Source organism: Lacrimispora sphenoides JCM 1415 (assembly GCF_900105615.1).
Lineage (GTDB): Bacteria > Bacillota > Clostridia > Lachnospirales > Lachnospiraceae > Lacrimispora > Lacrimispora sphenoides.
In genome coordinates this window covers 3,491,961-3,514,811 of sequence record NZ_LT630003.1, presented here as the reverse complement: position 1 = coordinate 3,514,811, position 22,851 = coordinate 3,491,961, and the positions used below count along the sequence as shown (strand labels likewise).

Sequence of the window (22,851 nt, the reverse complement as noted above, 5' to 3'; positions counted from 1 at the left end):
ACGCCATAGAGCAGATATAAAAAATAATGGAGGAGAAAACATGAAAAAAAGAAAACTATCCGTATTGTTGGCAGCAGCCATGATCGCCAGTACACTGGCGGGCTGCGGAACTACCGCAAAGGGCACTGCGGTGCAGCAAAGCAATGGAAAAGACATTGTTAAGGCATTGCTTCCGCCTGTTTCTGCATCCTATCAGGATAAACTGATGGAATATGCAAAGGAATTTAACGAAGCCAATCCCGATTTGGAGCTGCAGATCACAACGGCAAGCTGGGAAGACATTACGGAAAAACTGGATGTTCAGGTAAATGCCGGCTCTCCGCCTGATATTGCCTTTATCGGCTCTACCGGGGTTACAAAATATCTGGACACGGAAATGCTGGTAGACATTACCAAATATGCGGATAAGGAAATGATAGAAGATTACAATGCAGATATTATCAACTATTTTAAAAATGGTGACGGGCTTTATGGATTCCCCGCCTATGTGGAGATACAGGCTATCGGCGGTAATAAGGCCATGCTGGAGGAAGCAGGGATCGACTGGCAGGGAATACAGAAAAATGGCTGGACCTACGAAGAATTTCGGGAAGCCATCAAAAAAGGAGTGGTAAAGGACGGAGACAGCTATTCCCGGTACGGCTTTGTTTTTGCCTGTTCAGGAGTAGCGGCAAAGGATTATTTTTCAATCTTTGTAAAAAATGCAGGTATGCCTGCCGCCTTTGACAAGGATTCAAAATATACATATACGAGCAGTCACATGGTTCCATTTTTAAAAGATATCAGAGCTTTAATCGACGATGGCTCCATGCCGAAAGAATTAAGCTCCGTGGATGCGGGAAAACGATGGAACATGTTCCTGACCGGGCAGACCATGATCACCGGCAAGGGACTGTCGGTATTTGAAAAGTTAGCTGCCGATAATAATAAAAAGCTGGCCGCAAATGACGGAAGTGCGGTTGAAGGAAGCCAGGAAGTGGAATACATCGTGTTGCCGGTTCCTACGTTCCAGGGAAATAAGCAGCAGGCCCAGGGAGCGGTAGATGGATATGTGTGCTTCCGCGGCAAGGATGAACCAAGCCCGGATCATTTAAAGAACGTAGCAAAGGCTGCCTATTTCCTGGCAAGCGGTAAAAGAGCGGCAGAAACCTGTCAGGAGCTTTATATCAGCCCCATATGCAAATCCGGAGAAGAAGCATTTGCTTCCCTTCCTCCGATGGAAGGAAAAAATGAGAATAATACAAATGCAGTTAAAAATCTTGCCACCCAGGTGGCGGAAGCCAGACCTGATATCCCGGCTGATTTAGGAGCAAAGGCGATAAAAATTGAGGATGAGGTTATTCTGCCAAAATTCCAGGGGTTATTAGCAGGTGAAATTACCCCGGAGGAGATGCACGAAGCCATTAAAAAGGCTGCTGTTGAGGCGTTTGGTGAGGAAGGCTGTGTCATGGATTAATGGAAGATGAGATCCATAGGTTTTCATGATTTACGGGCATTGGTAATCGTAACAGGTGCCAATGCCCATTTCTTATTTGGGGGATCATTATGCTTTTTAGAATGAAGGGAGAGGGGAAGGCGTATGCAGACAGCAAAGAAAAGAAAGCGGTTAAACAATGATGCCAAATGGGGGTATGTTTTCGTATTCGTGCCCATTGTGTCATTTATTATCTTCACATTATATCCGGTAGTCCAGGCGGCAATTGTAAGCTTTCAATCCTACAAGCCCCTAAAAACAGAGTTTGTGGGATTTGCCAATTACAGTAACACATTGAAAAACGGACTTTTCTTTAAATCCATCTGGAACACTGCCGTGTATACGGCCGTAACGGTGCCCATCTCCATACTGGTGGCATTTATCATCTCCATTCTGCTGGTTCCCTTTAAGAAGAGAAGCCAGTCATTTTTTAAAGCAGTATTTTATCTGCCCGGGATTGCATCGGGAGTAGCTCTCTCCTTTGTATGGAAATGGATATTTGATCCTCTGCCAAGCGGCCTGTTAAATTCGGTGATCCGGGCATTTGGGATCCAGAATCAGAATTGGCTGGGGAGCTCTCAGACGGCTATGCTGTCACTGATTATCATGACAATATTCTCAGGCCTTGGTTCTACTGTCATTATTTATGTAGCTGCATTGCTTGGGATTGATCCTACTTATTATGAGGTTGCCAATATTGACGGAGCCACCTTTATGCAGAGAATCAAATACGTAGTATGGCCTATGGTCAAACCGACCACTGTTTTTCTGACTATCACCGGAGTGATCAATGCGTTTCAGGCATTTCAGACGGCGTATTTAATGACAGGGGGCGGACCGGATCATGCCACTACTATGGTAGGATTGCTAATATTTAACAATGCTTTCAAATATTTTAACTATGGGGAAGCATGTGCACAAGCATTATTATTGGCAGGAATCATTGCGGTTTTTGCAGTCTTACAGTTTAAGGTAATGGCTGCAGATGTTGAGTACTAGGAAGGAGGGCTGGTATGGGTTTATTCAGGCAATATGGGGACGATCAAAAATATAAATCAGTGTTAAGAAACGGGGCAATGGCAGCCATCCTGCTCTTCTTGGCCGTCCTGACTCTGTTTCCAATTTATTACATGGTTATCTCATCCTTTGGAACGCCAAATGAGATTGGGGCAGCCAGTTATACTCTGTTTCCTAAATTTGTAACATTGGATTCCTATAAATTCTTTTTTGGATTCAGCAAAAGCTCGTTCCGCTGGATCGTAAATTCTATGATCGTCGCGGGTGTCGTCACATTAAGCAATGTGGTCTTTGCCGGGATGGCTGGGTATGCATTTGCAAAAGTAAGGTTTCCGGGAAGTAAGATATTATTTTTCCTGCTGTTGTTTGCGATGATGGTACCCTATCAGGTCACGCAGGTTCCGTTGTACATATTGGTAGCCAATGTGCTGAAGCTGACAGATACTTACACCGCATTGATCGTGCCGTCTCTGGTCACCTTCTACAATGTATTTATGGCGAAACAGTTCTTTTCTTCCCTACCCACTTCTATTCTGGAAGCGGCAAGGACAGAAGGCTGCAATCAGTTTCAGATCCTGATAAAAATAGTCATACCTATTTCAAAAACAATTTTATCCGTTATGGCGATCATGACCTTTATGGGCAGCTGGAATACCTTTTTCTGGCCGTTTCTGATATGCAACAATGAACAGATGCAGACCATTCAGGTCGGACTTAAAAATTTCAGTTTTGCAAATACCACTTATTTTTCACCCATGATGGCAGGGGCAACGATTTCGGCATTGCCTATGTTTATACTGTTCTTTACCTTGCAGAAATATTTTCTGGAAGGAGTAACGGTGGGTGCGGTGAAGGGATAACGGAAGGAAAAGGGGGGTAATCAAATGAACGGACCGTTTGTAATAGGAATGGATGGGGGCGGGACCGCCACCACTGTAATGGTAGCCGGACTTCATGGTGATCCAGCGAAAAGTTTCCGTTTAGGGCCTTTAAACATCAACGGACAGTCCCGGGAAGCGGCAGAACATACGCTGACGGATTTAAAGAGAGAACTGGAACTGTCAGGTATGAATATGAGTGGCTGCATAGGTATCTGCATTGGCGCCGCCGGAATCAGCAACCGGGATACGGCAAAATTGCTGACCCGGAGTTTAAGAGAACAGGGGATGCAGGGAGTGATCAGGCTGGTGGGAGACCATGAAACTGCCCTGGCAGGGGCGTTAGAGGAGCCAGCCGGTGTTATACTCATTGCCGGGACCGGTTCGATTTGTTATGGGGTCAATGAGTCCGGTGCTAAGTTCCGGGCCGGGGGCTACGGCCATATCATTGATGATGCCGGAAGTGCCTATGCCATTGGAAGGGATATTTTAAAAGCAGTGGTAAGGTCATCGGATGGAAGACAGGGGCAGACCGTATTGAAGGAAAAAACATTCCGCTATCTAAAGATGGATTCTGTGGAGGGTCTTATCACCTGGCTGTATCAGCCGGGGAGAAGCAAAAAAGAGATCGCCGCCCTGGCTCCCCTTCTGGAGGAAGGAATCAGGGAGAAGGATCAGGCTTCCACGGAGATTCTGGATCATTGCGGGGAAGAACTGACGGAGCTGGCGGGAGCCGTACTGACTCATTTTCAGTCTCCGGTTTCCCTGGTTGTAAGCGGAAGTGTTTTAATGAAAAATAACGAGATATACTGCCTGTTTCGTGAAAAGGCGAAAAAAAGATTTCCCCAGCTGGAGATCATGAAGATGAGGGGGGAAGCTGCCCAGGGGGCCGTCAGGATCATATTACGGGAGATAGCGGAAAGGAACGGCTATGAAACAATACCTGGCAATTGATATAGGAGGTACTTACATTAAGTACAGCCTTATGGATCCGGAATACCGGGTTCTTCATGAAGGAAGTACACCAACGGAAAAACGGCCGGCCGAATTTCTCCGGCAGTTCATGGGGATCGTGGAGACCTATGTGGATCAGATAAGCGGCGTTGCAATCTGCATGGGGGGTTTTATCCATCCGGTAACAGGAGAAAATACTGATTTCAGCGTGGGGGCTAATTTCAGGGCATATCGTTTAAAGGAAGAGATCAACAGGAACTATCCGATTCCCGTTGCGCTTGAAAATGACAGCAATTGTGCCGCACTGGGAGAAATGGTACGAGGAGCGGGAAGGGGTTTTAGGGATATTTGCATGGTCACCTTTGGAACCGGGATTGGCGGTGCCATCATCATAAACCGGGAATTATACCGGGGCAGCCACTTTAAATCCGGGGAGGTGGGATTTACCAGAGTCGGCCTCCGGGATGCAGATGGAAAGCCGGCGGCAGAAGGGGCAGGAGCAACCTCTCTTCTGGTCAGAAAGGTATCGGAGATCCTTGACAGGGAGGTGGATGGAGCGTATATATTCAACCACCTGGACCAGCCGGACATTGACCGGGTATACCGGGAATGGCTTTACAAGGGTGCAATGGTGATCGGCAACTTTGCTGTCACGGTAGATCCTGAAATACTGCTGATCGGCGGGGGAATCAGTGAAAATAAGATATTTATAAGGGATATGAAAGAAGCGGTATATGCCCTTTATCCCCACCTGGAACCATATACGGCCATCGAGGCCTGTGAACAGGGAAATTTGGCAGGGAGAATGGGGGCCCTGTATTTATTACTGCAAAGCGGAGAAGGAGGCGTTCAGTCATGAAAAAAGGTGTGAAAATCGTAGCAATCGGAGGAGGGTCCAGTTACACACCGGAGCTGGTGGATGGATTTTTAAAAAGGTACAAAACCCTGCCTGTGAAGGAGCTATGGCTGGTGGATATCCCTGAGGGTGAGAAAAAATTACAGATTGTAGCTGAATTTGCAATGCGTATGGTAAAAAAAGCAGGAGTTCCAATGAAAATCCGTACAACACTGGACCGGAGAGAGGCCCTTCCCGGAGCTGATTTTGTCATAACCCAGCTGCGGGTGGGACAGCTGCAGGCAAGAGTGAAAGACGAAAGGATCCCCTTAAAGCACGGACTTCTGGGCCAGGAAACCAATGGTGCAGGCGGTATGTTCAAAGGAATGAGGACCATACCGGTTATTTTGGATATCTGTAAAGACATGGAGGAACTGTGCCCGGAAGCATGGCTGATCAACTTTACAAATCCGGTGGGCATGGTCATGGAGGGAGTAAACCATTACAGCGGTTTCCGGAAGTTCATCGGGCTGTGCAACGTCCCTTACGGAATGCATAAAGCGGTGGCAGATCAGCTTGGAAGGCCTATGGAAGAGGTGAATGTCACCATGGGCGGTCTGAATCATATGGTGTACGTGACCAGAGTGGAGGCAGATGGAAAGGACATAACGGAAGACGTGGTCAGCCATTGGGGGGAAGGCGGCGTTGTGAAAAATATAAAGGCAGTCAGCTGGGACAAAGATTTTGTTAAAGAGCTTGGAGTGCTGCCATGCTCCTATCACAGATATTATTATATGGCAAAAGAATATCTGGAAGAAGCCCTGGAAAAGTATGAAAAACATGAGACAAGAGCAGAGCTTGTGGAACAGGTGGAAAAAAAGCTGTTTGAGCTTTATCAGGACCCTGAATTGGATGAAAAACCGGAATTACTTTCTCAGCGGGGCGGTGCTTATTACAGTGATTCTGCATGTAATCTGATCCATTCCATTTATAATGACAAGGGAGATATTCAGGTAGTAAACACCGTAAACAGAGGAGCCATAAAAAATTTCAAAAATCATGAGATCGTGGAAGTCAGCTGCAGGATAACAAAGGATGGACCGGTTCCGGTAAACGGTGTGGAACTGCCATGGACGGTCAACGGTCTTTTGCAGCAGATCAAATCTTTTGAAATAGCCGGGTGCCGGGCGGCCATAACCGGAAGCCCGCAGAAGGCCCTGCTGGCACTAATGATCAATCCCCTGGTGGGATCCCAGAAAGAAGCAAAGGCCGTGCTTTATGAGCTGCTGGAAGCACATAAAGAATATCTGCCTCAGTTTTTCAGCCATAAGGAGTGATTTGGATGATATTTTTGGATCTGAACAAAGAGAATGTAGGAACCGCCTATGAATTGTTTGAAGATGCGGTCCGTACAAAAGAGGTATTGTTCTGTCCCTTTGAAAGCCAGAGTGACTTTTTTAAGTTTTTTATGGAAGACCAGGCAGAAGAAGTGCACAAAATCACCATTCTGGAAGAACACGGCTGGGGATTTGCGTCCGGCTGCTTTTTAAGCGGCGAGAGCAGAGCCTATCTTTCCATGATTGCTGTAAAAAAGGAAATGCAGAGACAGGGAATCGGAAAAGCAATGCTTGCCTGTCTGGAAGACAGACTACGTAAAGAAAGCGGAGTTTCAAGGATAGAAATTGTTTTCTTTAATCCCATGACCTTTCCCTGGCAGATTCCGGGGAAAAAGGCGGCAGATCACCCCAATGCTCCGGGAGTGGACGTGGGTAGTAATGCCTACCTTTTCTTCAAAAACTGCAGGTACCGGGATTATGCCATGCAGAACAGCTATTATTTAGACCTTGATGATTATTCTGAACCTGATTTTGCAGCAGACATCAAAGAAAGGTTGGAAAAAGAGGATATTACCATAGAGATTTATAATTCTGACAGGCATTACGGCATGGAAGAAATGATACATAAGTTCCAAAATCCTTTGTGGGAAAGAGACATTCTGGGGGAGGCGGCAAAGGGAGAAAACAGCCGTCCCATTCTGATCGCAGCACACAATGGCAAAGTGATCGGCTTTACAGGACCGCTGGATGTAGAAAAGAGCGGAAGGGGATATTTTTGCGGAATCGGTGTGGATCCCGATTACCGGGGGAAAAGGATATCAACAATTCTGTTTTGCAGGTTATGCATAAGCCTGAAGAAAAAGGGGGCAGATTTTATGAGCCTTTTTACAGGAGAAAATAATCCGGCAAGAAATATTTATGAAGCTGCAGGTTTCCGGATTGTAAGGACCTGGGCGGATATGAGGAAGGAATGGAAAGACGGATGAATGGAGAAAGAAAGTGCATCATGGCAATAGGAGGCCATGTGGGAGATGCAGAGCTGACGAGCGGTGGATTTCTGGCGACTATGGCGCTTAAGGGTTACCAGATCGTTACCGTGGCATTAACCGGCGGGGAAAGAGGGAATCCGCCTGATAGGTCTGTGAAAGAATACAGAATACAAAAAGAAATGGAAGCCGTTTCCTTTGCCAAAATGCTGGGAGGGGAGGCAGTGGTATTCCCTTACACGGATGGAGAATTGCCGGACAATGAGGAGGTAAGGTTCCGGCTTTGTGATACGATCCGGCAATACCGGCCCGCTGCATTGCTGACCCATTGGAAGAACAGCATGCACAAAGATCATGAAACAACCCACAGGATCGTTAAGGATGCCCAGTTTTTCGCAGGACTTTCCGGACTTCAAAGGGAAAACGGCGCTCATTTTGCAAAAGGGCCCTACTATGCGGAAAACTGGGAAGATTCTGTTGGCTTTGAAAAATATATTTATCTGGAAGTATCAAAAGAAGGATTTGAATTATGGAAAAAAGCCATTGACACCCATTGGTTTGCCGTGCACAGTCCATCGTTTCCCTATAAAGAGTATTATGAGCATCTCATGAGAGTAAACGGCTGTCTGGCAAGAACCGGGTACGCAGAGGCATTTGATGTGGATCAGGAACAAAAAAAGGTAATATCATCGGAATTATAAAGAGGGTCAATATGGTAAAAAACGGGATCGATTGTGTGGACCGCTGGCATAAGGTTTTAGATGGGAAACGTCTTGGCCTGATCACTTCTATTTCAGGCGTTGACAGGCATTTAAATTCTACCATCGACATACTTCATATAAAATACCGGCTGACAGCCCTGTTTGGACCTGAGCACGGAGTCAGGGGAAATGTTGGCGCAGGCGGTGATGTAGAGGACTACATAGACACGGATACCGGATTGCCGGTATATAGCCTGTACCGTAAAAATTCAAAGAGGCTGACCTGGGATATGTTAGATAAAGTGGATGCCGTAGTATATGATATTCAGGATCTTGGGGTGAGATATTACACCTTTATATCAACGATGATCTATGCGTTGGAAGAGTGCGCTAGATATGAAAAAGAGCTTATTATACTGGACCGGTATAATCCTCTGGGGGATCTGGCGGAGGGCAACTGCTTAAACCCCGGATTTGAAAGCTTTGTAGGGGCTTATCCTCTGTGTATGCGCTATGGTCTTACGGTGGGAGAGCTGGCCCTTATGGTAAATGAGGAGAAAAACCTTGGATGCCGGCTGACGGTAATTCCCTGTGAGGGATGGAGCAGGCATACCATGCATCCGGAGACCGGTCATGTGTGGGTGATGCCAAGCCCGGGAATTCCAAGATATGAAACTGCCCTGGTATATGCGGGAACCTGCCTTTTTGAAGGAACAAATATATCAGAAGGAAGGGGAACTACGGCACCTTTTGAAATAATCGGTGCGCCATTTATAGATGCAGGTAAGCTTGTAAAGCATATGACAGAAAAAAGACTTCCAGGCGTGTTGTTTTCCCCGGCTTATTTTACACCCTATTTTTCAAAGTTTAAGGGAGAAGCCTGCGAAGGAATCCATATTCATGTTACGGACAGCCGGGCCTTCCGGTCCACGATCTGCGGTCTGGAGCTTCTTGATGCAATAAAGACCATTTATGAAGACCGCTTTTCTTTTCTGGATCCTTATAAGGGAAGCACCATGCGGATGGAAGATCTTTTGTTCGGATCAGATCAGCTGACAAAGAATACCTCTTCAAAAGAAGAATTGCTGGCCGGGTTTGAGAGGGATGCAAAAGCGTTTTCAGAGCGCAAAAAAGCATATCATCTTTATAAATGAAAGAGGTGACTGGAGTATGGGGGAAATGACATTAAAACAAAAGATCGGACAAATGATCGTGGCCGGTTTTCCCACCGGAGAGTTAAGTGAAGACATGATACGGCTGGTAAGAGAGTATAAGGTTGGGAACGTTATCTTGTTTTCCCATAACATAGAAAGCAGGAACCAGCTGAAGGGACTTTGTGAGTCCATTCAAAGGCTGGTAAAGGAAGAAACCGGAGAATATGCCTTTATCACCATCGACCAGGAGGGTGGAGTTGTAAGAAGACTTCCCGAAGGATCGGTCAGCATACCGGGAGAAATGGCTCTTGCACAGACCGGAGATAAGGAAAATGCATATGAGGCGGCTCTTCTTACGGGGCAGGAATTAAGAGAGCTGGGAATCAATTTCAATCTGGCTCCGGTACTGGATATTAATAACAACCCGGATAATCCGGTGATCGGTGTGAGAAGCTTTGGACCGGATAAGGCCGTGGTAACCGAATTTGGCTGTGCAATGGTGAAAGGATATTTAGATTCCGGAATCATGTGTTCGGTGAAGCATTTTCCGGGCCATGGCGATACGGCAGTGGATTCTCATCTTTCCCTGCCCAGCATCCGGAAATCCTATGAAGAGCTGGAGCAGGAGGAGCTGATCCCGTTTATAGAAGCCTTCCGGCGAGGAGCCACAGCCGTAACCCTGGCCCACATTTTGTTTCCCAAAATCGAAAAAGAAAATTTACCGGTAACCATGTCAGAAACCATGATCCGGGAAATCTTGAGAAACCGGCTGGGATTTGAAGGACTGGTGATTTCCGATTGCCTGGAAATGAATGCCATTAAAGAATACTTTAGTACTGCTTCCGGAGCCAAAAAGGCCATAATGGCAGGTGTGGATCTTGTATTCATTTCCCATACGGCAGGTCTTGCAGCGGAAGCGGCCAGGGAAATAGAGAGGGCAGTGGAAACCGGCGAGATTCCATTATCCCGGATAGATGATGCTGTGGATCGGATCCTGGCATACAAAAAAAGATATGCAGCGCCCAATGCAGTTGTGGGAAAGAAATCCCTTAAGGAACCGGGAGAGTTTGTAAAATCACTGTTTCGTGACAGCATACGGTTTACGAACCGGGAAAGGGGATATGGCCATCTTATAGGAGAAAATCCAGTATTTTTAAGCTGTTTTGCCTACCGTTCCACTTTGGCCTCCAGCCGTGTGATGGAGGATCTGCTGTTTGCTGTATATATGCAGGAAAGGTTTGGGGGAGATGCGTATTCTTTTTCCATAGATCCGGATTCAAGGGAAATAAACGAAATACTGGATAAGGTAAACGGTAAGGGATATACCAATCTTGTACTTGGCACTTACAATGGACATTTAAACCGTGGTCAGAGTTTCCTGGCAAAAGAACTGGAAAAGTTAAAGATACCGATGGCTATGGCGGCATTTCGAAATCCCTATGATCTGGATGAAGTCGGTGATGAGGTTGATAAAATTGCGGCTTATGAATACAGCAGACAATCCTTTGAGGTGGTGGTGCTTTTGTTTAAGCAGTGAAGTTGTAAAGGGGGAAATTCCATAGAACGGATATAAATCCCCTTATCTTTAAGTAACGGAGAGAACCGTCTGCAGAATATCTGCAGACGGAATACAGTTAATTCATAATGCTGATGCTGGAAACAGTATCTCCATCTAAAGTGATTTGTACCACGGTGTCCGCGGACAGATCAGAAACAGAAGCGCTTTCTTTTTCCATGCCTCTCGTAATGACAGCAGAATCAGAAATGGTATAGGTTTTTGATTCCCCGTCGAAATTCATTTCCGGCTGCTTTCGTTCCCTGTTAGCGGAACCTGTCTTTCCGCTGTCATCTGCCTGTTTATCAGGAAGGGAGGCTCCTTCCTCTGATTTTTCGGGAAGGGTCACATCATCAGCCGGTTTTTCGGGAGGAGACATGCCATCTGAAGACCTATCCGGCGGAGTTGTTCCGTTATTCCTGCCCTCTTGTGCAGGGGAACCTTCTGGTTTCTCCCCTTTGTTTGCAAGAATCACCGTCATGGTCTGGTTATCAACTGAAGTGATCTTAGCCAGAATGCCGGAGTCTTTTGTCGGCTGCTCCTGCTGAGCTTCAGTCTGGGCTGCTGCTGCGGTGGTGGCATTGCTGTTTGTGCTGCAGCCGGTGAGCGCCAGGATGCAGATGCCTGCACATAATAGGTTTATTGTATATTTTTTCAAGCTTCTCACACCTTTCATGGTTTTGATTTCAGATAGGGTGTATCTGATGTGGTTGATTATAACGCACGTTTCTTAAAAAGAACTGAAAAATTATATGAATTTTCTATTTTTTGGAATTCTTAACGTCTATCTTCCCATTCTCAATCTTTTCTCATACAATATAAACATTCTTTGTAGTGATACTTATCCCTTTTGAGGGTGAGGCTTCCTCACCAATAGTAGCATTTGTTTGATTTTATATACATAAAGAGGCGGATGCAGCAGAAGTATATCATGAAATAATTGTTACTTTCCCAGTAGTATGTTAAAATGTTTTCATTAACAAAAGGAGGGATTGTTATGAAACGATTGGAAACTGACCTTCATCTCCATTTGGATGGATCTTTATCCATTGAGACTGTAAAGCTGCTTGCGGCGCAGGTCGGATATGACTTTGAAGGGTTAGGCGGAAGGAAAAGCCTTGTTGCAGGGGAAAACTGTGAAAGCTTAGTGGATTATTTAAAGTGCTTTGATCTGCCGGGGATGCTGCTTCAGACAGAAGAAGCTCTGGAACTGGCTTCCCATCATTTGACAAAAGAGCTGGCTTCCCAGGGACTGATTCTCAGTGAAATCCGTTTTGCTCCACAGCTCCATACGGGAAAGGGACTGACAAAGGAAAAAGCTTTAGAAGCGGTCATAAGAGGAGTGAGGAAGGGCACAGAAAAGTCCCATATGCATGCAGGGATCCTTCTTTGTGCAATGGTAAACGGGCCCGACCGGGAAAATGAGGAAACCTTTGAACTGGCCCAGGCCTATCTTGGGAAGGGTGTAGTGGGAGTGGATCTTGCAGGGCCGGAGGGTATGATCCCCATGGAGCACTTTGAGCCTCTTTTTAAGGAGGCCGGCAGGAGAGACATTCCGTTTACCATACATGCGGGAGAGTGCGGTGATTATGAAAATATCACAAAAGCGGTCCATTACGGAGCAAAGAGAATCGGACATGGATGTGCCGCAATCAAGTCAGAGGCATGTATGGACCTCTTAAAAAAGGAAAAGATTACCTTAGAGATGTGTGTGATCAGCAACCTTCAGACAAAAGCCGTTCCTTCCATAGAGGAGCATCCGTTAAAGGCCTTTTATGACCGGGGAATCAGGGTTACCTACAATACGGATAACATGACTGTTTCAGATACCACACTGGAAAAGGAAGCAGAGCTCATTAAGAAATATATGGGATTTACGGAAGCGGATCTAAGACAGATGAACCGGTATGCGCTGGAAGGAGCTTTCCTTGAAAATAGACAGAAAGAAAAAATATTTGCATTTTTCGACAATAATAATTATAATGAATGATAACTACGTTTAAAAATAGGTGGAAACCAGGAATGCAACAAAAGGGTGACGGCATATGGCAGATAATCCAATGATGGAAAAGAATAATTTGGCGGCTTTGGAAAAGGAACGTCCGGAAAAGCGGAAGGTGGATGTGGATCTGGAAGCTCCGGCTGATTTTACCAGCCCGGACGTACTTTATGAAGAACTGGTCCGCAGTATAAGGAGATATCACCCTTCCGATGATATCACCATGATAGAAAAGGCATATCATATTGCGGATAATGCGCATAAGGACCAAAGGCGAAAATCGGGTGAACCGTATATCATTCACCCTCTTTGTGTTGCCATTATTCTGGCTGATTTAGAGATGGATAAAGAGACCATTGCCGCCGGGATCCTTCATGATGTGGTCGAGGACACGATCATGTCCTTAGATGAGCTGAAGGCGGAATTCGGGGAAGAGGTGGCCCTTTTAGTGGACGGCGTCACCAAACTGACCCAGATATCCTGGTCCATGGATAAGATGGAGATTCAGGCTGAGAACTTAAGGAAGATGTTTTTAGCCATGGCAAAGGATATCCGCGTCATTATCATCAAATTGGCGGACCGCCTCCACAACATGCGGACGCTGCAGTACATGAAACCGGAAAAACAAAAGGAAAAGGCAAAGGAGACCATGGAAATCTATGCTCCCATTGCCCACCGCCTTGGTATTTCCAAGATAAAGATCGAGCTTGATGATCTGTCCTTAAGATATCTGCAGCCGGAAATATATTATGAGCTGGCAGAGAAAATATCTTTAAAAAAGGATGCCAGGGAAACTTTTGTAAAGAGCATTGTAGATGAAGTACAGGAACATTTACGGACCGGCGGGATCGAAGCCAGAGTAGATGGCCGCGTGAAGCATTTTTTCAGCATCTATAAAAAGATGGTGAACCAGAACAAGACTCTGGACCAGATTTATGATCTGTTTGCGGTTCGTATTATCGTTGACAGCGTAAAGGACTGCTATGCCGCACTTGGGGTGATCCATGAGATGTATAAGCCCATTCCCGGCCGTTTCAAAGATTATATTGCGATGCCGAAACCCAACATGTACCAGTCTCTTCATACCACTCTGATCGGAAACAATGGGCAGCCCTTTGAGATCCAGATCCGTACTTATGATATGCACCGTACCGCAGAATACGGTATTGCCGCCCATTGGAAGTATAAAGAGAGCGGAAGCGGACAGGTGGCAGCAGGCAAAGAGGAAGAGAAGTTAAGCTGGCTGCGTCAGATCCTGGAATGGCAGAAGGACATGTCCGATAACAAGGAATTCTTAAACATGGTAAAGGGAGATCTGGATTTATTCTCCGACAGTGTTTACTGCTTCACCCCTTCCGGAGATGTGAAGAATCTTCCCGCCGGCTCTACGCCCATTGATTTTGCATACTCCATACACAGTGCGGTAGGCAATAAGATGGTGGGATCCAGAGTCAATGGAAAACTGGTGAACATTGATTACGTGATTGAGAACGGCGACCAGGTGGAGATCATCACTTCCCAGAACAGCAGGGGCCCCAGCCGGGACTGGCTGAATATAGTGAAAAGCACCCAGGCTAAGAACAAGATCAACCAATGGTTCAAAACAGAGCTGAAGGAAGATAACATCCTTCGCGGCAAGGAAATGGTGGATCGCTACTGTAAGACAAAGGGAATCATTTATTCTGAGATCAGCAAGCCGGAATACCAGGAAAAGGTCATGAAGCGTTATGCGTTCCGTGACTGGGAATCCGTTCTTGCATCCATCGGACACGGAGGCCTGAAAGAAGGCCAGGTCATCAATAAGATGGTGGATGAACGGAATAAGAAACTTAAGAAAGATGTTACGGACAACAGCATTTTAAATGACATAGAGGATATGAGCAACAGGCTGCCAGTCAAGAGACGCTCGGGCAGCGGAATCGTGGTTAAGGGAATCCACGACCTTGCAGTCCGTTTTTCCAAGTGCTGCAGCCCGGTTCCGGGAGATGAGATCGTAGGCTTTGTAACTCGCGGACGGGGGATTTCTATCCACAGGACAGACTGCGTCAACGTCTTAAACCTGCCTGAGGACGAGCGGAATCGTCTGATTGATGCGGAATGGCAGGAATCGGAGGGTGATGACACCAAGGAACGGTATTCCTCGGAGATCAAGATATTTGCCAATAACCGGATCGGCATGTTTGTCGATATATCCAAGGTATTTACAGAGAGGCAGATCGACATCACCTCCATGAACTCCAGAACCAACAAGCAGGGCAAGGCGACCATTACCATGACCTTTGATATTCATGGCGTGGAAGAACTTGGCAAGCTGGTTGACAAGCTGAGACAAATCGAAGGAGTCATAGACATTGAGAGGACTGCGGGATAACGCAGTTTTCTCTTTTTGCACGAGCATTGAGCCCAATGATAAAATTTGGAACGCGTGTTTTTCTAAGTAGTCTGAACCGGATTTGTATCAGGTTTACATAAAGATAGTTTCAGTTAGGAGATAATAATATGAGTGATTTCAGAATAAAGACCTGTCCTGTGGGCCAGCTTGGAACCAATTGTTATGTAATATACCGGGAATCCCTTAAAAAAGCGGTAATCGTGGATCCGGGTGCAGACGGGGCATATATCCTGGATCTGTGCCGGGAGCTTTCCCTGATTCCGGAGGCGATTATCCTGACTCATGGGCATTTTGATCATATTATGGCGGTAAAAGATATCAAAGAGGCATTTCCCGATGTGAAAATTTATGCTGGAAAGCAGGAAAAAGAGATGCTGGCAGAACCGTCTGTCAATTTGTCTTCCTCCTTTGGTAAGGCTTGTGCGCTTCATGCAGACGGATATGAGGAGGATGGAGCCATCCTCTCCCTTGCAGGAATGGCCTTTAAGGTTTTGTTTACCCCAGGCCATACTTCAGGTTCGGTCTGTTATTTAATAGAGTCTGAAGATGTCCTCATAAGCGGGGACACACTCTTTTTGGAGTCTTTGGGAAGAACAGATTTTCCTACGGGAAGTCAGTCCCAGATCTTAAACTCCATAAAGGAGCGGCTTTTTGTCCTGCCTGACGATACTCTTGTTTATCCGGGCCATGGGGAGGCGACCACGATTGGTCATGAGAAAGTATACAACCCGGTGGCATTATACAGAGGATAGGAAGCATCAAGAGGAAAGCACCCTGCGGGTATCCCGATATGCCCAAAAAGCATGGGTACAGATGAGGAAAACACATGATAGGATTAATATTAGACGACCAGTCCTTTGAGCAGGATATCAGAGAGCTTTTAATGGCATTTTATCCGGGAGAGGGCTTCGTTCACAAGGAAAGCCCAGAAGAGGCATACCGTCTTCTTGTCCGGGGCAGGACAGGAGAGGCTGATTTTGAGCTGGCAATCCAGGATTTTGAGAAGGGCATTGTAAGTTCTTCATCCACTAAAGTGGATTTTACAGACCGCTTTGAAACCAAGAACCGGATTAAACGGATGCTATATGGCATGGTTCAGGAGCTTACAGGGATTGAGCTTCCCTGGGGTACCTTAACGGGAATCCGGCCTACCAAAATCGCCATGACAAAGCTTTTGGAAGGGTATACAGATGGCGAAGTCCGCAGATACATGAAGGATACCTATTTAACCAGTGACGGAAAAGTGGATTTAAGCCTGGAGATTGCCAGGCGGGAGATGGAACTCATTTCCGCCATTGATTACAGCCGCGGCTACAGCTTGTATGTAGGTATCCCCTTTTGCCCCACCACCTGCCTTTACTGCTCCTTCACATCTTTTCCCATCGGACAATGGGAAAAGCGCATGGAAGAGTATCTGGAAGCTTTATTTAAGGAAATGGATTATACGGCAAAGAAAATGGCAGGAAGGACCCTTGATACGGTTTATATCGGCGGAGGTACGCCTACCTCCCTTTCCGCCCTTCATCTGGATAAGCTGATTCGCAGGATGAAAACAACCTTTGATTTTACCACGGTAAAGGAATTTACCGTTGAGGCCGGACGCCCGGACAGCATTACCATAGAAAAGCTTCAGGTTCTAAAAAGCCATGGTGTGTCCCGTATATCCATTAATCCTCAGACCATGAAGCAGGAAACCCTGGATATCATCGGCCGGCGCCATACCGTAGACATGGTAAAGGACCGGTATTCCATGGCAAGGTCTTTGGGCTTTGACAATATCAACATGGATTTAATCATTGGCCTGCCGGAAGAGGATATGGAAGATGTGACCCGGACCATGGAGGAGATAAAGGCACTCGGGCCAGATGGCATTACCGTTCATTCCCTTGCCATCAAGCGTGCGGCCCGCCTTAATATGTTTAAGGAAAAGTACGGGGATTTAAAGATCACCAATACTCAGGAAATGATCGATTTGACTGCCTCCTATGCCAGAAGCATGGGGCAGGAGCCCTATTACCTTTACCGTCAGAAAAACATGGCCGGAAACTTTGAAAACGTCGGCTATTCTCTTCCAGGCAAAGCCTGCATCTATAATATTTTAATTATGGAAGAAAAGCAGACCATTATAGCCTGCGGGGCAGGAACTACCACAAAGGTGATATTCCCATCTGAAAACCGTCTGGAGCGGGTGGAAAATGTCAAGGATGTGGAACAGTATATTGCAAGAATCGACGAAATGCTGGAAAGAAAAGAAAAAATGCTTGCAAAATTGGAAATGTAATTTACAATAGAGGCATGTTAAAAATTAAGAAAATAACGGAGTGAACGAAATGGCATTGAAAAAGAAACCGGTTACCGGAATGAAGGATATTCTTCCCGCCGAAATGCAGGTACGGGAATATGTGATGAACCAGATACGTGAAACCTATGGCGGCTTCGGCTTTCATTCCATCGAGACTCCCTGTGTGGAGCACATCGAGAACCTGACCAGCAAACAGGGCGGAGATAATGAAAAGCTGATTTTCAAGATCATGAAGCGGGGAGAAAAGTTAAATCTGGAGACAGCACAGGCTGAAAATGATCTGGTTGACAGCGGCCTCCGGTATGACCTGACCGTTCCCTTATCCAGATATTATTCTAATAATGCGGCATCCCTGGCCGCTCCCTTTAAATCCCTTCAGATGGGAAGCGTGTGGAGGGCGGACCGTCCACAAAAAGGGCGCTTCAGACAGTTTGTCCAGTGTGACATCGACATATTGGGGGATTCCACCAGGCTTGCAGAGATCGAGCTGATCCTGGCTACCACCACATTGCTTGGAAAGATTGGTTTTAAGGGGTATACCGTAAGGATCAATGACCGGAATATCTTAAAAGGAATGGCAGCTTTCTGCGGCTTTCCGGAAGAATCTTACGACCAGGTGTTCATCATTCTGGATAAGATGGACAAGATTGGTATGGATGGTGTGGCAAGGGAACTGGCAGAAGTAGGTTATGATGAGGAAAAAATTAAAAAATATCTTTCCCTTTTTGAGTCAGCGACAACCGATGCTGCCGGAGTGCGCAGCCTGGGCAGCGTCTTAAAGGATGCGATGGATCAGGAACAGGCGGAAAACCTGGCGGCTATCATTGACAGTGTGAGCCAGATTACCACCAGCCAGTTTCACATCGTATTTGACCCTACCCTCGTGAGAGGAATGTCTTATTACACCGGAACCATTTTTGAGATCCAGGTTGACGGATTCCCTGGTTCTGTAGGCGGCGGCGGCCGATATGATAAGATGATCGGAAAATTCACCGGCATGGATACGCCTGCCTGTGGTTTTTCCATTGGATTTGAACGGATCATCACCATCCTGATGGATGAGGGCTTCACGGTCCCCGGAAAGGAAGACAAGGTGGCCTTTCTGATCGAAAAGGGTGTAAGTGATGATGTGATGAATGGAGCCATCAAAGAGGCGATGGAAGAACGGGCCAAGGGTGTGACCGTTCTGGTTTCCCAGATGAATAAAAACAAAAAGTTCCAGAAAGAAGGCCTTGAGAAGGAAGGCTATACACTGTTTAAGGAATTCTATAAGGATGCACTTAAGTAAATTTATCAGGAGGAACGCCCTAAGGGCATACTGATATGCCAAAAAACATGGGCAGGAAAGAGGATATTATGGCAGAATCAATGTTAGGCTTAAAAAGAACACATAGATGCACAGAGGTTACAACAGCCAATGTGGGCAGTGAAATAACAGTTATGGGCTGGGTCCAGAAAAGCAGAAATAAGGGAGGAATCATTTTTGTTGATTTAAGAGACCGTACCGGAATTCTGCAGATCATTTTTGAAGAAAGTGATTGCGGAGCTGAAAGCTTTGCAAAGGCTGAAAAATTAAGAAGTGAATTTGTTATCGCAGTGACCGGCGAAGTGGAAACAAGGGCAGGAGGAGTGAATGAGAACCTGGCCACAGGAGCCATTGAAGTACGGGCAAAAAGCTTAAGGATATTATCCGAATCTGAAACACCTCCATTCCCCATCGAAGAGAACAGCAAGACAAAGGAAGAACTGAGATTAAAATACCGTTTCCTTGATCTTAGAAGACCTGATATCCAGAAGAACATCAAAGTGAGAAGCCAGGTTGCCACCTTAACAAGAGCATTTTTGGCAGAAGAGGGCTTTTTAGAGATCGAAACGCCGACACTTATTAAGAGCACTCCGGAAGGCGCCCGGGACTATTTGGTTCCAAGCCGTGTCCACCCTGGCTCTTTCTACGCACTTCCCCAGTCTCCCCAGCTTTTTAAGCAGCTGCTGATGTGTTCCGGTTATGACCGTTATTTCCAGCTGGCAAGATGCTATCGTGACGAGGACCTCCGTGCAGACAGACAGCCGGAATTTACCCAGATCGATATGGAGCTTTCCTTTGTGGATGTGGAGGACGTGCTGGAAGTCAATGAAAGGCTGTTAAAGAAATTATTTAAGGAAATCACTGGGTTTGAAATCCAGCTTCCAATTACCAGAATGACATGGAAAGAAGCTATGGACCGCTTTGGTTCAGACAAGCCGGATATGCGTTTTGGAATGGAACTTAAAAATGTTTCCGATGTAGTAAAGGATACGGAATTTGCAGTGTTCAAGGGTGCGCTTGAAAACGGCGGTTCTGTCCGCGGTATCAATGCCGAAGGACAGGGAGCGATGCCTCGTAAAAAAATTGACGCCCTGGTGGAATATGCAAAAGGCTTTGGCGCCAAGGGTCTGGCTTATCTTGCTGTGAATGAAGACGGAACCTATAAATGTTCCTTTGCAAAATTCATGTCAGAGGAAGAGCTTCACACTCTGGCAGATGCAATGGGAGCAAAGCCCGGAGACCTGCTTTTATTTGCGGCAGACCGGGATAAAGTGGTATTTGACGTATTAGGCAACTTGAGACTGGAGCTGGCTAGACAGCTTGAGCTTCTGAAGAAGGATGACTATAAATTCTTATGGGTAACGGAATTCCCGCTGCTTGAGTATTCCGAAGAACAGGGCCGCTTTACTGCAATGCATCACCCATTTACCATGCCTATGGATGAAGACTGGGCGCTTATTGACAGCAATCCTGGCGCTGTCCGTGCAAAGGCTTATGATATCGTGTTAAATGGTACGGAGCTTGGCGGAGGTTCTGTCCGTATCCACCAGAGCGATATCCAGTCCAAGATGTTTGAAGTGCTGGGCTTTACAAAGGAACAGGCTGAGGATCAGTTCGGCTTCCTTTTGGAAGCATTTAAATATGGTGTTCCGCCTCACGCAGGACTTGCTTACGGTCTGGACCGGGTTGTTATGCTGATGGTAGGCGCAGACAGCATCCGTGATGTAATCGCATTCCCTAAGGTAAAAGATGCGTCCTGTCTGATGACCGAGGCACCTTCAATGGTAGATCCGAAGCAGCTTGTAGAGCTGGGAATAGAAATCAGTGAAGAAAATGAATAATTGATTGATGAGGGATGCCCTTCTGCTAAAAGTGTCAGCTTTTGGCGGAAGGGGTATCCCTTTTCTATATTTATAAGTATCAGGTCTAAAAGAAACCTGAGAAAAGGAAGAAATAATTTTAAAATATGGAAAAATAATATACTATTTTTACATTTATCTGATATAATAGAGGAAAACGTACTTTTCAAAAGGAGGGTTTCAACAATGAAAGGAAGTAAGACAAGAAGGTTTCTGTCACTATGGCTGGCTCTGCTCATGGTCCTGTCCCTGACGACAGGCATATCCTTTTCTTCTCTGGCAGCAGACAGGGATATCGTGGTTCTCTATACCAATGATGTCCACTGCGGGGTTGATGAAAACATAGGATATGCGGGACTTGCTCTCTATAAGAAAGAGATGCAGGCTCAGACTCCATATGTGACGCTGATTGACGCCGGAGATGCCATTCAGGGCGCGCCCATTGGGACACTGTCAGACGGAGGTTATTTGATCGACATTATGAATAAGGTCGGTTATGACTTCGCAGTGCCGGGTAACCATGAGTTTGATTATGGGATGCCTCGTTTTCTGGAATTGGCAGGAAAGTTAAGCTGCGGTTACTATTCCAGCAATTTTATGGATTTAAGGACTGGCTCAACGGTATTTGCTCCTTATAAGATCTTTACATATGGGGATACGAAGGTCGCGTTTGTGGGTGCAACTACACCGGAAAGCTTTACTAAATCCACTCCAGCTTATTTCCAGGATGGAAATGGAAACTATATTTACGGTTTTTGTGAAGATGAAAATGGACAAAGACTCTATAACCAGATCCAGTCATCTGTAAACAGTGCAAAAGCAGAGGGAGCTAATTACGTAATTTTGGTAGGACATCTGGGCGTAAACGGGACAACAGACCGTTGGACCTCTGATAACGTGATCAAGAATACTACGGGCATTAATGTATTAATCGACGGCCATTCCCATGAGGAATATGGAAAGTACGTAAAGAATAAGGATGGCCAGGATGTACTTCTTACCCAGACAGGTACAAAGTTAAAGAACTTCGGAAAGCTGACACTTCATACAGATGGAACATTTTCCAGTGAACTGGTTTCCCAGGTTCCGGCAGGAGCGGGCACCAGTGCTTATACCGTAAAGAATGGGGATTCCTTAAGCCGGATCGCTAAGAGAGAATTAGGCTCCTATAACCGTTGGAATGAAATCTATGAAGCAAACAGAGATAAAATTAAGGATCCTAATGTCCTGACTGTAGGAGTTCAGCTGGTGATTCCTGGAAAGAGCGCTGTCACAGCTGACGGAAAGGCCATTGACTATGATACAGACAAATTCGTAAAGGCGATCCAGGCTCAGTACAATGAGACATTGAAGGCTGTGATCGGACATACGGATGTAGAACTTACAGTAAATGACCCGTCAACCGGAAACCGTGCGGTCAGAAGCGGGGAGACAAACCTTGGGGATCTGTCTGCTGATGCATATCGTTATGTGCTTGGAGCAGAGATCGGCTTTTCCAATGGCGGCGGTGTCAGAGCCAACATAAAAGCCGGCAACATTACCTATAATGATACCCTCACCGTATTCCCATTCGGCAATATGGGTTGTATTGTGGAAGTAACCGGCCAGCAGATCAAGGATGCCCTGGAAATGGCTTCCCGGAACTGCCCGAAGGAAAATGGCGGTTTCCTGCAAGTATCAGGTCTTACTTATACCATCGATACCTCTAAGGCTTCCAATGTACAGTTGGATGAAAAAGACAATTTTATAAAAGTAAACGGAGCATACCGGGTATCCGATATTATGGTAGGCGGCGCTCCTCTTGATGTGAATAAGACTTATACTGTAGCCTCCCATAACTACATGTTAAAATCTGCCGGTGATGGTATGACCATGTTTAAGGGAAGTAAGGTGATCCGGGATGAAGTCATGACTGATGTAGATTTGCTTTCCACTTATATCCGCAGCAATTTAGGCGGCAATGTAGGCGCTGATTATGCAAATCCTGCAGGACAGGGTAGAATTACCATTAAATAAAATGAAGATAGCCTGCCCCGGTAAAATGGGGGCAGGCTTTTCCATTGCTTCTTTTCGCAGGAAATGATACACTTAAAGGCAGAAAC

The 22,851-nt window shown here is 46.1% G+C and carries 18 protein-coding genes; 17 read left to right on the top strand and 1 reads right to left on the bottom strand.

Translation table 11 applies throughout. The annotated features are described in order from the left end of the window. Positions 1-40 precede the first annotated feature (40 nt). The 10 genes from BMX69_RS15960 to nagZ all read left to right on the top strand — a co-directional run bounded on the left by BMX69_RS15960 (position 41) and on the right by nagZ (position 10,873). Positions 41-1,456, top strand: coding sequence for an ABC transporter substrate-binding protein (locus tag BMX69_RS15960; protein ID WP_100043876.1), 1,416 nt, complete (start codon positions 41-43; stop codon positions 1,454-1,456). A gap of 123 nt (positions 1,457-1,579) precedes the next feature. Beyond that, positions 1,580-2,473 carry a carbohydrate ABC transporter permease gene (locus BMX69_RS15955; RefSeq protein WP_100042891.1) on the top strand — a complete coding sequence of 298 codons (894 nt, stop codon included), beginning with the start codon at positions 1,580-1,582 and terminating at the stop codon, positions 2,471-2,473. 14 nt (positions 2,474-2,487) lie between these two features. Beyond that, positions 2,488-3,351 (top strand): carbohydrate ABC transporter permease, encoded by an 864-nt coding sequence (locus BMX69_RS15950; RefSeq protein ID WP_100042890.1) that lies wholly within the window; start codon positions 2,488-2,490, stop codon positions 3,349-3,351. 24 nt (positions 3,352-3,375) lie between these two features. After that, positions 3,376-4,323, top strand: coding sequence for a BadF/BadG/BcrA/BcrD ATPase family protein (locus BMX69_RS15945; protein ID WP_100042889.1), 948 nt, complete (start codon positions 3,376-3,378; stop codon positions 4,321-4,323). Beyond that, entirely contained in the window at positions 4,301-5,182 is an 882-nt protein-coding gene (locus BMX69_RS15940; protein ID WP_054790089.1) for an ROK family protein, read from the top strand. The genes BMX69_RS15945 and BMX69_RS15940 overlap by 23 nt, the downstream gene beginning before the upstream one ends. Further along, positions 5,179-6,495 (top strand): 6-phospho-beta-glucosidase, encoded by a 1,317-nt coding sequence (locus BMX69_RS15935; RefSeq protein WP_100042888.1) that lies wholly within the window; start codon positions 5,179-5,181, stop codon positions 6,493-6,495. The genes BMX69_RS15940 and BMX69_RS15935 overlap by 4 nt, the downstream gene beginning before the upstream one ends. A gap of 5 nt (positions 6,496-6,500) precedes the next feature. Beyond that, complete coding sequence (locus BMX69_RS15930; protein ID WP_100042887.1) at positions 6,501-7,481, top strand: GNAT family N-acetyltransferase; 981 nt, start codon at positions 6,501-6,503, stop codon at positions 7,479-7,481. Beyond that, positions 7,466-8,182 carry a PIG-L deacetylase family protein gene (locus tag BMX69_RS15925; RefSeq protein WP_100042886.1) on the top strand — a complete coding sequence of 239 codons (717 nt, stop codon included), beginning with the start codon at positions 7,466-7,468 and terminating at the stop codon, positions 8,180-8,182. Before BMX69_RS15930 ends, BMX69_RS15925 begins: the two co-directional genes overlap by 16 nt. Positions 8,183-8,193: 11 nt before the next feature. After that, positions 8,194-9,336: an exo-beta-N-acetylmuramidase NamZ family protein gene (locus tag BMX69_RS15920; RefSeq protein ID WP_100042885.1), complete on the top strand. Its 1,143-nt coding sequence runs from the start codon at positions 8,194-8,196 to the stop codon at positions 9,334-9,336. 16 nt (positions 9,337-9,352) lie between these two features. Continuing rightward, entirely contained in the window at positions 9,353-10,873 is a 1,521-nt protein-coding gene (gene nagZ / locus BMX69_RS15915) for a beta-N-acetylhexosaminidase (RefSeq protein WP_054790167.1), read from the top strand. 97 nt (positions 10,874-10,970) lie between these two features. Here nagZ and BMX69_RS15910 read toward each other — a convergent pair whose 3' ends face one another. Beyond that, complete coding sequence (locus BMX69_RS15910; protein WP_100042883.1) at positions 10,971-11,549, bottom strand: hypothetical protein; 579 nt, start codon at positions 11,547-11,549, stop codon at positions 10,971-10,973. A 339-nt stretch (positions 11,550-11,888) separates the two neighbouring features. Between BMX69_RS15910 and add the strand changes: the two genes are divergently transcribed. The 7 genes from add to BMX69_RS15875 all read left to right on the top strand — a co-directional run bounded on the left by add (position 11,889) and on the right by BMX69_RS15875 (position 22,765). Continuing rightward, positions 11,889-12,881: an adenosine deaminase gene (add, locus tag BMX69_RS15905; protein WP_100042882.1), complete on the top strand. Its 993-nt coding sequence runs from the start codon at positions 11,889-11,891 to the stop codon at positions 12,879-12,881. A 73-nt stretch (positions 12,882-12,954) separates the two neighbouring features. Then, a complete protein-coding gene (locus tag BMX69_RS15900) occupies positions 12,955-15,261 on the top strand; it encodes a RelA/SpoT family protein (RefSeq protein ID WP_100043875.1) in 2,307 nt (768 codons plus the stop codon). Between the two features lie 128 nt (positions 15,262-15,389). Further along, a complete protein-coding gene (locus BMX69_RS15895) occupies positions 15,390-16,034 on the top strand; it encodes an MBL fold metallo-hydrolase (RefSeq protein WP_100042881.1) in 645 nt (214 codons plus the stop codon). Between the two features lie 74 nt (positions 16,035-16,108). Next, the gene (gene hemZ, locus BMX69_RS15890) at positions 16,109-17,563 is read left to right on the top strand and encodes a coproporphyrinogen dehydrogenase HemZ (RefSeq protein ID WP_100042880.1); all 1,455 of its coding nucleotides are present in this window, start codon (positions 16,109-16,111) and stop codon (positions 17,561-17,563) included. Positions 17,564-17,612: 49 nt separating this feature from the next. Further along, positions 17,613-18,872 (top strand): histidine--tRNA ligase, encoded by a 1,260-nt coding sequence (gene hisS, locus BMX69_RS15885; protein WP_100042879.1) that lies wholly within the window; start codon positions 17,613-17,615, stop codon positions 18,870-18,872. A 68-nt stretch (positions 18,873-18,940) separates the two neighbouring features. Further along, complete coding sequence (gene aspS / locus BMX69_RS15880; protein WP_100043874.1) at positions 18,941-20,731, top strand: aspartate--tRNA ligase; 1,791 nt, start codon at positions 18,941-18,943, stop codon at positions 20,729-20,731. Positions 20,732-20,935: 204 nt separating this feature from the next. Further along, on the top strand, positions 20,936-22,765 hold the full coding sequence (locus BMX69_RS15875) for a bifunctional metallophosphatase/5'-nucleotidase (protein ID WP_100042878.1): 1,830 nt from the start codon (positions 20,936-20,938) through the stop codon (positions 22,763-22,765). The last annotated feature ends 86 nt before the right edge of the window (positions 22,766-22,851 follow it).